Origin of the sequence: Flavobacterium sp. (assembly GCF_027490375.1) — a bacterium.
GTDB lineage: Bacteria > Bacteroidota > Bacteroidia > Flavobacteriales > Flavobacteriaceae > Flavobacterium.
Window position 1 is genome coordinate 1 of the sequence record NZ_JAIXYH010000036.1, and the last position, 12,120, is coordinate 12,120.

General features: G+C 41.2%; 11 protein-coding genes, 1 tRNA gene and 1 other RNA gene. 9 read left to right on the plus strand and 4 right to left on the minus strand.

Annotated features, from left to right (window positions below):
* Nucleotides 1–530 precede the first annotated feature (530 nt).
* A tRNA-Arg gene (locus Q0064_RS04175) sits at nt 531–604 on the minus strand.
* A gap of 250 nt (nt 605–854) precedes the next feature.
* Nucleotides 855–1,904 (minus strand): glutaminyl-peptide cyclotransferase, encoded by a 1,050-nt coding sequence (locus Q0064_RS04185; RefSeq protein WP_298144745.1) that lies wholly within the window; start codon nt 1,902–1,904, stop codon nt 855–857.
* 85 nt (nt 1,905–1,989) lie between these two features.
* Here Q0064_RS04185 and ffs point away from each other — a divergent pair.
* The 3 genes from ffs to fsa all read left to right on the plus strand — a co-directional run bounded on the left by ffs (nt 1,990) and on the right by fsa (nt 3,668).
* An RNA gene (gene ffs / locus Q0064_RS04190) (signal recognition particle sRNA small type) lies at nt 1,990–2,087 on the plus strand.
* Nucleotides 2,088–2,160: 73 nt separating this feature from the next.
* The gene (locus Q0064_RS04195; RefSeq protein WP_298144747.1) at nt 2,161–2,967 is read left to right on the plus strand and encodes an SDR family oxidoreductase; all 807 of its coding nucleotides are present in this window, start codon (nt 2,161–2,163) and stop codon (nt 2,965–2,967) included.
* A gap of 44 nt (nt 2,968–3,011) precedes the next feature.
* Nucleotides 3,012–3,668, plus strand: coding sequence for a fructose-6-phosphate aldolase (gene fsa / locus Q0064_RS04200; protein ID WP_298144751.1), 657 nt, complete (start codon nt 3,012–3,014; stop codon nt 3,666–3,668).
* 29 nt (nt 3,669–3,697) lie between these two features.
* Here the strand turns inward: fsa and Q0064_RS04205 are convergent, their stop codons facing one another.
* Nucleotides 3,698–5,236 (minus strand): thioredoxin-like domain-containing protein, encoded by a 1,539-nt coding sequence (locus tag Q0064_RS04205; RefSeq protein WP_298144754.1) that lies wholly within the window; start codon nt 5,234–5,236, stop codon nt 3,698–3,700.
* Between the two features lie 11 nt (nt 5,237–5,247).
* On the opposite strand from Q0064_RS04205, the gene Q0064_RS04210 reads away from it, so the two are divergent.
* Nucleotides 5,248–6,864 (plus strand): ATP-binding cassette domain-containing protein, encoded by a 1,617-nt coding sequence (locus tag Q0064_RS04210; RefSeq protein ID WP_298144757.1) that lies wholly within the window; start codon nt 5,248–5,250, stop codon nt 6,862–6,864.
* A 235-nt stretch (nt 6,865–7,099) separates the two neighbouring features.
* Here Q0064_RS04210 and Q0064_RS04215 read toward each other — a convergent pair whose 3' ends face one another.
* Complete coding sequence (locus Q0064_RS04215) at nt 7,100–8,512, minus strand: sensor histidine kinase (protein ID WP_298144760.1); 1,413 nt, start codon at nt 8,510–8,512, stop codon at nt 7,100–7,102.
* 188 nt (nt 8,513–8,700) lie between these two features.
* Here Q0064_RS04215 and pyrR point away from each other — a divergent pair, with 188 nt between their 5' ends.
* The 5 genes from pyrR to pdxH are packed head-to-tail and all read left to right on the plus strand — an operon-like array spanning nt 8,701 to nt 12,112.
* Nucleotides 8,701–9,252, plus strand: coding sequence for a bifunctional pyr operon transcriptional regulator/uracil phosphoribosyltransferase PyrR (gene pyrR / locus Q0064_RS04220; RefSeq protein ID WP_298144765.1), 552 nt, complete (start codon nt 8,701–8,703; stop codon nt 9,250–9,252).
* On the plus strand, nt 9,249–10,175 hold the full coding sequence (locus Q0064_RS04225; protein WP_298144768.1) for an aspartate carbamoyltransferase catalytic subunit: 927 nt from the start codon (nt 9,249–9,251) through the stop codon (nt 10,173–10,175). Before pyrR ends, Q0064_RS04225 begins: the two co-directional genes overlap by 4 nt.
* Before the next feature lie 34 nt (nt 10,176–10,209).
* Entirely contained in the window at nt 10,210–10,542 is a 333-nt protein-coding gene (locus Q0064_RS04230) for a ribonuclease Z (RefSeq protein WP_298144771.1), read from the plus strand.
* 11 nt (nt 10,543–10,553) lie between these two features.
* Entirely contained in the window at nt 10,554–11,477 is a 924-nt protein-coding gene (locus Q0064_RS04235) for a ribonuclease Z (protein WP_298144774.1), read from the plus strand.
* 2 nt (nt 11,478–11,479) lie between these two features.
* Nucleotides 11,480–12,112 (plus strand): pyridoxamine 5'-phosphate oxidase, encoded by a 633-nt coding sequence (gene pdxH, locus Q0064_RS04240; protein ID WP_366094758.1) that lies wholly within the window; start codon nt 11,480–11,482, stop codon nt 12,110–12,112.
* The last annotated feature ends 8 nt before the right edge of the window (nt 12,113–12,120 follow it).

A 12,120-nucleotide genomic window follows, 5' to 3' on the forward strand; every position in this document is an offset into this window, starting at 1 on the left:
AGGAAAGTCAACGGAAACTAAGAAGCGAGCCAAATCGGCTTCAATGTTATCAGAAACCTAAACAATGAGTGAAAGCAATAAACAACAAAAAACGGTCAACGTATTTTAGGCATTGACATTAATACTCTTATCTTAATACTCAATACTCCAATCTTAATACTTAATACTCCAATCTTAATACTAAAAACAACCGTTTCACGAATGGATTGCGCTGACGCGCCATTCATCATAGCTCCGCTTTGATAATAGCATAAAAAGAAAAAAACGCTCAAGCAAAGCTTGGCGTTTTATCATTACAACGATTTCACGAATGGATTGCGCTGACGCGCCATCCATCAAAGCTCCGCTTTGATAATAGCATAAAAAGAAAAAAACGCTCAAGCAAAGCTTGGCGAATCGTTTGATTACGCGTTGCACGAATGGATTGCGCTAACGCGCCATCCATCAAAGCTCCGCTTTGATAATAGCATAAAAAGAAAAAAACGCTCAAACAAAGCTTGGCGTTTTTTTCTTTTTATGCTATTCATTCGTGACCTCGACTGGATTCAAACCAGTAACCTTCTGAGCCGTAATCAGATGCGCTATTCAGTTGCGCCACGAGGCCTTTTTGAAAACTATTGTAAATAAAATCACAACTGTTTTGCGGGTGCAAAGATAGTGTAAAAGTAGACTTAGACAAGAAAAAAGCAAAGAAAAATTATGTGATTAATCTAACGACCTAATTGTCACATAATAACGATAGCCAAATAAAAGCTTTTGCCAAGGCTTTAATCGCATGACATTAACTCCCGAACGAGTAAAACTCGGCAACAGTACTTTATTAAGGCGTGCTAGAATCTTGAAAAATCGCTTTCTCATTTAACTTGAATTTCAAAAACTTTATCCCAATGCTTTCCAGTCACAAATAAGGTCTTGGTCGATTTTCTATAGGCAATGCCGTTCAAAACTTCTGGTGCTGGATTTCCTTTCACCTTCGAACGTAGCGCGCTCAAATCCAATATACCTTCCACAACACCCGATTCCGGATTAATGATGGCAATAGCATCTTTTTGCCAAACGTTTCCGAAAATTTTACCCTCTACCCACTCCAACTCATTAACTTGCTTGATTTTTTCGCTACCCAAATACACGTTCACGTAACCAACCATTTTTTGGGTGTTCGGATCCATTTTCCAAATTTTTTCAGTCCCATCGCTGTGGTAAATGTAACTTCCGTCGTTAGTCATTCCCCACCCTTCTATCTGCTTATCGTACGTAAACTCTTTGATTAATTTCCAAGAATTCGCATCATAAATAAAACCCTTGCCCTCTTCCCACGTAAGCTGAAAAATCTGATTATTGATTACCGTTATCCCTTCGCCAAAATACTGCGAATCAAGCGTCAAGCTCTTTAAAATCTTACCCGTTTTGTAATCGGTTTTGAGCAACTTGCTTTGCCCGCGCAGTCCAGTTCCTTCAAGAAGTGTATCTCTAAAAAACTCAAAGCCTTCCGTAAACGAACTTATGTCGTGTGGGTACGTATTTAAAATGCTATAGCTGTACACCTTAGGCGTTACATCGGTTACTACTTCTACACGATCTGAAACAGAAATATCAGCACCATCAACAGTTACGGCAACTCGTAAATCTATATACCCCAATTTTGTTTCCTCAATTTTTGCTTTCACGGAATTCGCTGTGCCCGTCGCAACCAACTTTTCGTTTAAAAACAACTTAACAGCAGAGATTTTATCGGCATACTCGCTCGAAACTTCAACAATTAGTTCTTTTCCCGACAAATATTTCCTGTCGGCACTGTTAAATCGCAGTTCAAAATCTGCCGGTTTAGGCGATTTACACGCAGTTATTGCAAACAGCAAAAAAAAGATACATCCAAAAACACGACCTTGCAATCTGATTTTCATATATATAGCATTTAAGTGTAGCCGAAACCTCTCGCGCATCTCGGCGTATCGTTTGCGAAAATACAAAATGAACGTATATTTGCGGCGGCAAGTCCTACACGACCAGCTCCTGCAGACTCCCCCAGGATGGGAACATAGCAAGGGTAAGCGGTTGAGCGGTGCGATGTAGGGAGCTTGCCTTTTTTTATGCGCTAAAATCAACGATCACTTACCCGAAATCAAATATCTTAGCAGCGCATTTTTTCCCAAATTAAAGATGGAATCCCAGAAAAAAGTCATTTTAGTAACCGGCGCCTCCTCAGGAATCGGATTAGCTATAGCCGAGTATTTAGCTCAAAACGGACACCGCGTTTACGGAACAAGTCGGTCGGTAAAAACAAATCCCCTTTTTACTTTTCTTGAAATGGACGTTCGCGATGAATCTTCTGTTAAAACAGCTGTTCAGACGGTAATCGAACGAGAAAATCGAATCGATGTAGTGGTAAATAATGCCGGTGTAGGAATTACCGGGCCCTTGGAAGAAACTCCTTTAGCCGAAGCCAAGAATCATTTCGATACCAATTTTTTTGGAGCCATTTCGGTTATGCAAGCTGTGCTTCCGCAATTGCGTAAACAGCAATCGGGGCTTATTATTAACGTAACTTCAATAGCTGGATATATGGGATTGCCCTTTCGGGGAATTTACTCTGCTGGAAAAGCTGCACTCGAAGTACTAACGGAAGCCGTACGACTCGAAACTGCTCAGTTCAATATCAAAATTTGCAATGTGGCTCCGGGCGATTTTGCCACAAATATCGCCGATCGCAGATATCACGCTCCCGTTATCGAAAACTCGGCTTACGCAAAAACGTATGGCGCAACACTGAACGAAATAAACAGCCATGTTAACTCGGGTTCAAATCCGATCGAAATGGCACAAGCTATCGAGAAAATTATAAATACGTCCGAACCTAAAATCCATTATAAAGTCGGCTTATTCATGCAAAAATTCTCAATTGTTTTAAAGCGAGTACTACCCGATTTGACCTACGAAAAAATGTTGCGCAGACATTTTAAGTTATAATCCGACGAAAGATTACCTTTGCAGCGATTTTAAAACACACAACTATGAAGTTTTTTATTGATACCGCCAATCTCGATCAAATTAAAGAAGCACAAGCTTTAGGTGTTCTCGACGGAGTAACCACCAACCCAAGCCTTATGGCAAAAGAAGGAATTACTGGCAAAAACAACATCTTAAAACACTACGTTGATATTTGTAACTTGGTGGATGGCGATGTTAGTGCCGAAGTAATTGCAACCGATTATGAAGGCATGATTCGGGAAGGTGAAGAACTAGCCGATTTACACGATCAAATTGTTGTAAAGCTACCTATGACTAAAGAAGGTGTCATGGCAACAAAATATTTCGCAGATCGCGGTATAAAAACCAATGTAACACTCGTTTTTTCGGCAGGCCAGGCTTTATTAGCGGCTAAAGCTGGTGCAACTTACGTTTCGCCATTTATTGGTAGATTAGACGATGTAAGTACCGACGGATTGGCGCTCATCGAAGAGATTAGAACAATTTATGACAACTACGAATACGAAACGCAAATTCTTGCCGCATCGGTTCGTCATACCATGCATATTGTAAATTGCGCGAAAATTGGCGCTGATGTAATGACCGGACCACTTTCGGCAATTGCTGGACTGTTGAAACACCCACTAACCGATATTGGATTGGCACAGTTTTTAGCCGATTACAAGAAAGGAAACGAATAAAAAAAGCTGTCGGTTGACAGCTTTTTTTTTTACATTTTAGATTCAAATGCCACGTCGAACAAACTCACAAACGCGTTGGCAATATTACCGCGACTATCGGTGATGATGGTTCTGTGTATTTTATTAATGACCCATTTCTTACGGAGATCTTCAAAATCGGCTGCGCGATATTCTGAAATGGTTCCAAACTTAAAATTCGCTAAGGTTTTGGTCCACTTCTGTTGATTTTTATCCACATTAATGGCAATAAACTTGTAATCCGGATGCTTCATCTGGAAGTCTTGAATTCGTTTGTGCGCGGCAATCAAATGACTTTGCAAACTTTCGCTCCAAAAGAAAATAACTGTTTTTTCTGTTACGATGTCGTCTGAATTAAACGTTTTCCCTGAAGCATCAAGCAACTGCACCGAAGGCAAACGCTTTCCAGCGGTTAGTTGCTGAATGGCATTACCCATTTGTCTGATCTCAGATTGCTTTGATTTATCGGTTGAAACTCGATAATACGTATCTAAGAACCGCTTGTTGTTAGAAATATTTTGATCTTCCAACATGTACATAAAAGCAATGTTGTTTAAAATCGAATTTTTAATGGTCTCGTTCTTAAACAAGGTATCGGCAACTTTTATCTTGTGGATGTTTATTTCAAGAGATTGATCGCGCAAATCATCGGCATCGTGTGCTGAAGACATTGCAACATTGTTCAACATAAAATTCAGGTAACTGATAAACGGCGCATAACCAATTAAATCGGTATCATTAAAATTTACATTTTCCCGATGCTCGTAATAATCTTTCGGCAGGTCGTTTAAGATTTTGTGACCGGTACGCATTTGGTGAACAATTGGATACACTTCTTTTTTACTGAAGTGATTGTAGTCGATCATAGCACGCGCAAACTTATCGAAGCCGTCCGACCATTTAATTTCTTTTTTCTTCTTGCTGTAAAAATCTTGCTTAAGTACGTTTAATGAGTCAATCTTTGCACTGAAAAGCTTGTAATCGGTGTCGAAGTAATCAAACAGTACATCTTTGTCACGTTCGTTTTTGAGGTACAAATCCATTAAAACATTGTTCTTTTGTGCGCCTCGCCCGGAATAAACGATAGACTCGTCGAAATCTTCCGGATTGATACGCACCAAAATCGAGTCGTTTTTATCGAAGTATACGTACTGATATTCAGGTTCGTATTTAAACGTATATAAGCCTTCTGGTAGCGAATCAAACTTGACGAAAAAGCGATTATTAGCATCTAATTTGATGGTATCAATCACTTTATCGTTTTTACAAAACAAAACGTAGTCGCCTGTGGCTTTGGTAACTAGACCTCCGAAATAAGCTGTGTAGTTATCCTTATCGAAGTCCGATTTACAACTACAACACAAAACCGCATAAATACTCGCTGCAAGTTGCAAGCGGTATTTGCTTAAAAAATGTATGAATCCCAAACTCATAAAACAAAAATAGCCGTACAAGTCAAACTCAATTGTTAATGCTCCGTTAAATAACAACACTTTACCATATTGCTCGTACTTGTCGAAACCGTTTATAAACACTACTTTTGCAGCCAATTTTTTCGAGTATGCTTACAGTAAACAACTTATCGGTACAATTTGGCAAACGTATTCTCTTCGACGAGGTTAACACAACCTTTACACACGGAAATATTTACGGAGTCATTGGTGCAAATGGTGCAGGAAAATCGACGTTTTTGAAAATTCTAAGCGGAAAAATGGACCCGACTTCCGGACACGTTTCGCTAGAACCCGGAAAACGTATGTCGGTTTTAAATCAAAACCACAACATGTTCGACGAACATACTGTTTTGGAAACGGTACTTATGGGTAATCATGTGTTGTTTGCCGTAAAGAAAGAAATGGATGAGTTGTATCTCGATTATAATGATGCAAATGCCGATCGTATTGGCGAACTTCAGGTGCAATTTGAAGAAATGAACGGTTGGAACGCCGATTCAGATGCGGCTGCGCTGTTATCGAATTTGGGTATTGGTGAAGAATTTCACTACACGCCTATGGCCGATATGGATGGTAAACTGAAAGTACGCGTACTTTTAGCACAAGCGCTTTTTGGAAATCCAGACGTATTGATTATGGATGAGCCAACAAACGACCTAGATTTTGAAACGATTCAATGGCTTGAAAACTTCTTGGCAAACTACGAAAACACGGTAATTGTTGTTTCGCACGACCGTCACTTTTTAGACGCCGTTTGTACGCATATTTCGGATATTGATTTTGGAAAGATAAACCACTATTCCGGCAACTATACGTTTTGGTACGAATCATCGCAATTAGCGGCAAAGCAGCGCGCGCAACAAAACAAGAAAGCGGAAGAAAAGAAAGCTGAGCTAGAGGAATTCATTCGTCGTTTTAGCGCCAACGTAGCAAAATCGAAGCAAGCTACGTCTCGTAAAAAGATGATTAGCAAATTAAATATCTCGGAAATCAAGCCTTCAAGCAGACGTTATCCGGCGATTATCTTCGATCAAGAGCGCGAAGCTGGAGATCAGATTTTGAACATCAAAGGTTTGTCGGCTAGTTTAGATGACGAAGTTTTGTTTCAGAATGTGGATTTAAACATGGCAAAAGGCGATAAAATCATCGTGTTTTCGAAAGATTCGCGTGCTACCTCAGCCTTATACGAAATCATCAACGGCAATATGAAAGCCGATGCGGGAACTTTTGAATGGGGTGTTACAACCAACCAAGCGTATTTACCGCTCGATAATCACGCATTTTTTGACAACGATTATACTTTGGTAGATTGGCTACGTCAGTACGCAAAAACCGAAGAAGAACGCGACGAAGTTTATATAAGAGGTTTTCTTGGGAAAATGATCTTCTCGGGAGAGGAAGCTTTGAAAACAGCTCGTGTTTTATCGGGTGGCGAAAAAGTTCGTTGTATGATTTCGCGTATGATGATGGAACGCGCTAATGTACTTATGCTCGACGAACCAACGAATCACCTTGATTTGGAATCGATTACGGCATTCAATAATTCACTTAAAAACTTTAAAGGATCGGTTTTGTTAACTACGCACGATCACGAGTTTGCGCAAACTGTGGGTAACCGGATGTTGGAACTTACACCAAACGGTGCGATCGACCGCTACATGCTGTTCGACGACTATTTAGACGATCCGAAAGTACAGGAACTTCGCGCGAAGATGTATTCGTAATAGAAATTCTCAGTTTTTATTTGGTGACCTTAACATTGTCGATAAATCATCGTATTTATTGCTTTTTTTAGGTAAGAAACGGAGTTTTGTACGAAACGTGTTTCACGTATCGTTGCGCACTCTTTTCCGCAACACCGATGGAAGCGATATCCTTTTGCCGGAGGTACGGAGGCAAAAGATACAGCGGACAGCGGGACGGCGAGGAGGAATCGACGACGCCGGGTTGCCCTAACAATTACAACACACTCTTCGGCAAGAAAACAAAGAAAGTAGATCCCTGATTTTCGGAACTGCTTACCGTGACAAAACCGTTGTGGTTGTCGACAATTTTCTTGACAATAGCCAAGCCAATGCCTGTTCCGGAGTACACAGATGCCGGGTGCAGCCGCTGAAACAAATCGAAAATTTTATCCTTAAAAGCTTCATTAAAACCAATGCCGTTGTCGGATACTGTGATTTGATAGTACTCGGTAGCCTGCGGATTAAAACCAAACGCCGACACCTCTTTGGCAGTAACCACGCGATTTTGAACCGTAATAAACGGCTTCACAGTAGGAGCAACATACTTCATGGCATTCGAAAATATGTTTACCAACAGCTGCGGAAACTGCTTTACAATTACTTCAATTTCAGGCGTTCCGCTCACAACAATGGTTGTTCCAGTACTTTCGATTTCCTCCTGATTCTGCGTTTGAATTTTGGCAACTAAATCGAAAAAATCTACTTTCTCGGCTTTGAATTGCTCGGCATTTAAACGCGAATACGACAATAAATCTTGAATTAAATCTTGCATGCGCTTGGCGGCATCTTGCGCGCGAAGCAAATAATACTTGGTTTGTTCGCTTACTTCACTCGAATCTTGATTGACCACGCGCGACAAAAACGTTTGAATTTTACGAAGCGGCTCTTGCAAATCGTGCGATGAAATGTAGTTAAACGACTCCAACTCTTTGTTCATGTTTTTGAGTTCGATGTTTCGGTTGGCCAGCTCTAAGTTTCGTTGGGCCAAATCTTCTTGAAAAGCATTAGATCGTGCCAGTTCGCGTGTAATTCCCAAATAAGAAAACACAACGATTACGATACTTAAAATACTTAAAACAGCCGTGAGCAGTGGCGCTAGGGTCGATTCTTGCGACAGCAAAGCTTGCCGTTTTTTAAGTAAAATAATTTCTTCGTTAATGATTTCTTTATTCAACGCACGAATTTCTTCCATGATAGAACGCGCTACCAGCCAGCGTTTCGGCGATATTTTAATGGAATCGGCGTCGCGCATGATTGCATTCATGAAACGAATTCGACGATCGATGTTTTGCTTGAGTTCGAGCATGCGCTGTTGCTGCTCAAAATTATCGCTTATTAACGCGGTGCATTTGTTGTAGGCCGCTAAAGTGGCTTTTATCGCTTGTGAATATTGTTGTTTAAAGACAGGCTCTCGGCTAAGCACGTAAGCACGTTGCGAAGATTCGGCATCTTTTAAATGAGAAAACAAATCGTTTACTTGAAACATGACGTTGTTGGTATGACTCACCAAGCGCGAGGCGTTTGCCATGTTGCCGGATCGCACGAAAGAAATTACCGACAACGATACCAATAAGGCAGCAGCTAAAATGAAAATATATTTAATGTGCTTGAGGTGCTTTTGCTGCATATTGGGCGAATTTCAGCGAAGCTACAAAGTTTAACCGAATACCGATTTACAAGATTTTCAGGTTTATGCTGTGACATTTCCCGATGGAACGATTAAAACCAACACTAAATTTGTTGGAAATCTAGCCGATTTATAATTGCACAGCGGCGTATAATTTTTACCTTTGACCAACACAACAAAAGAGTGAAATGAGCCACAAGTTGCTACTCAACGGCAAAGAAATAGAAGTGATTCTGAATCGCTTGGCCTGCCAGCTTCTTGAAAAACACGGCGATTTTTCCAACACCGTTTTAATTGGTATTCAGCCGCGAGGAACTTTTCTCGTAGAACGAATTTCTGCCCTATTGCAAAACGAGTATCAGGTTAAAAATCTGAAAACAGGTTTGTTGGATATCACCTTTTTTCGAGATGATTTCAGACGTCATAACAAAAGTCTGGAAGCCAATCAAACGCAAATTGATTTTTTGGTCGAAGACAAGAAAGTTGTTTTTATTGACGATGTATTGTTTACCGGACGCAGTATTCGAGCGGCACTTACCGCCATTCAAAGCTTTGGCCGACCGGCAGTTATCGAACTTTTGGTACTAATCGACCGCCGTTTTAGTCGCGACTTACCTATACAACCCGATTACCGCGGCCGTCAGGTTGATGCCATTAACAACGAACGTGTTGTCGTTTCCTGGGGAAGCGATTCTAGTGAAAATGCTGTTTACTTAAAACGAACCCAAACTGAATTATGAGCACCCTAAGCGTCGATCACCTGCTGGGCATCAAATACTTGCAGCCGCAAGATGTAGCGCTGATTTTTCAAACAGCCGATCAATTTAAAGAAGTAATCAACCGACCAATAAAAAAAGTACCGTCGCTGCGCGATATCACTGTAGCAAACATCTTTTTTGAAAACTCGACACGTACAAAACTCTCTTTTGAGCTAGCACAAAAACGCCTTTCTGCCGATGTAATAAGTTTCTCTGCTGCACAATCGTCTGTAAAGAAAGGAGAAACCTTACTCGATACAGTCAATAATATCTTGGCGATGAAAGTCGACATGGTCGTCATGCGACATTCATACGCCGGAGCAGCACATTTTTTAGCAAAGCACGTCAATGCTCGTATCATTAATGCCGGCGACGGTGCCCACGAGCACCCAACACAAGGCTTGCTCGACAGTTACAGTATTCGCGAAAAACTCGGCGAAGTAGGTGGAAAAAAAGTGGTTATTGTTGGAGATATTTTGCACTCTCGTGTGGCGCTGTCGAACATTTTTGCATTGAAAATGCTTGGCGCAGAAGTGAAAGTATGCGGACCTTCGTCGTTGATTCCTAAATTTATAGAGAGCTTGGGTGTTACGGTTGAAACCGATTTGCGAAAGGCTTTAGAATGGTGCGATGTTGCCAACATGCTACGCGTACAAAACGAGCGTATGGATTTCAGTTATTTTCCGAACAGTCGAGAGTATGCCATGCGTTACGGAATCAACAAAGAACTGTTAGAATCGCTTTCCAAAGAAATTGTGATTATGCATCCCGGACCGATCAATCGCGGTGTGGAAATCACTTCGGAAGTCGCTGATTCCGGACAATCAATCATTTTAAACCAAGTGGAAAACGGCGTTGCCATCCGTATGGCAGTTATTTACTTATTAGCTGAGAAAATTCGTTAAAATATCGTAATTTGCTGCTTAGAATTCAGAAGCCATGAAAGTAGAAGCACACGGACATACCAACATTTTAAAAGACACCCAAGGTGATCTTACCGCTTTTATCATGAAGGTGTCTCACGAACACAAATCGTTCTCCGACAAGAATTTAGTTGTGGATTTATCTGCACATCAATCGCTCACCAAAAAACACCTGATCGAATTCACTCCGCTTTGTCGCATGCATGCTAAAGGGAAAAAGTCGTTTGTCATTGTCTGTGAAAACGTGAATTTTACCGAAATGCCTAAAGAATTGGTAGTGGTACCAACCCGACAAGAAGCGCTAGACCTTATTGAAATGGACGAAATAGAGCGCGATTTAGGATTTTAACAAACAATACATTGAATTTAACCATATTAGGTTGTTACGCAGCTACTCCACGAACGTTCTCTAATCCGACCTCTCAGGTTTTAGAAATCCGCGAACGTGTTTTTTTAATCGATTGTGCCGAAGGAACTCAAGTTGCCTTGAGAAGGAACAAAATTAAGTTCGGAAAAATCAATCATATTTTTATATCGCATTTACATGGCGATCATTTTTACGGCTTAATCGGATTGATTTCGTCGTTTGCCCTACTCAATCGAACCACCGAACTACACGTTTACGGTCCAGAAGGCATTAAAGAAGTGATTTTACTTCAGCTCAAACTCGCCAAGGCGTATACGCAATATCCGCTGTACTTTCACGAACTTACGTCGACAGAACCGGAAATCATTTTCGAAGATGAAAAAGTTCGCGTTTCAACAATTCCGTTACAACACCGAGTGTATACCAACGGATTTTTATTTGAAGAAAAACAACGCGAACGGAAACTAAATGCCGATGCCCTTCGCGAATTTAAAGTCGATGCCAGCCAGATTCACAATTTAAAAGCAGGTAAAGACTATGTAACCGAAAGCGGAAGTATTATTCCAAATCGGGATCTCACATTCGATCCGCGACGAAGTTTGCGTTACGCCTACTGCTCCGATACACAGTATTTTGAAGAACTCGCTAACCTGATTAAAGGTGTCGACGTTCTGTATCACGAATCCACATTTCTTCAAACCGAAATACATCTCTGCGAACGCACCAAACATGCTACGGCTGCACAAGCTGCGAACATTGCTAAATTGGCTGGTGTCCGAAAATTAATCCTCGGACATTACTCGACACGTTACGACGGCATCGAACTTTTCAAAACAGAAGCCGAAACCATTTTTCCCGATGTTCATTTAGCCGACGACGGCAAAAGCTTTAACTTTGAAGTAGATTTTAATTTGTAATCATGGCCGATTTAAGCGATTTTAGAAAGGTATACGACAAAGGTTTTTTAGTGGAAAACGATCTACCTAATTCTCCTTTCGATTTATTTGAAAACTGGTTTAAAGCTGCTGCCGAAAGTGGCACTTACGAAGCCAATGCCATGACACTTGCCACAGCTACAGCTACTGGCCATCCGCGAGCGCGCGTCGTTTTATTGAAGAGTTACGACGAAAACGGATTTGTATTCTTCACGAATTACGAATCGGCGAAAGGGCGTGCGTTAGCTGAAAATCCGCAGGTGTGTTTGGCGTTTTTTTGGGAAGAACAAGAACGTCAAGTAATTATTGAAGGCGTGGCAGAAAAAACAAGTCGCGAAGTAACACATGCGTACTTTCAATCGCGTCCGCGTGAGAGCCAACTCGGCGCATGGGCATCACCGCAAAGTTCGGAAGCCACCCGAGAAGAACTGATTCAGAAATTAGAGCAACTCAACGAAAAATATCCCGATGAAATTCCTACTCCCAATCATTGGGGCGGGTATTTAGTGAAACCTACAAAAATTGAATTCTGGCAAGGTCGTCCGAGCCGACTCCACGATCGCATTGTTTTTGAAAACGAAAACGGCAGCTGGAAACGCTATCGCGTGGCGCCGTAGCACTTTCG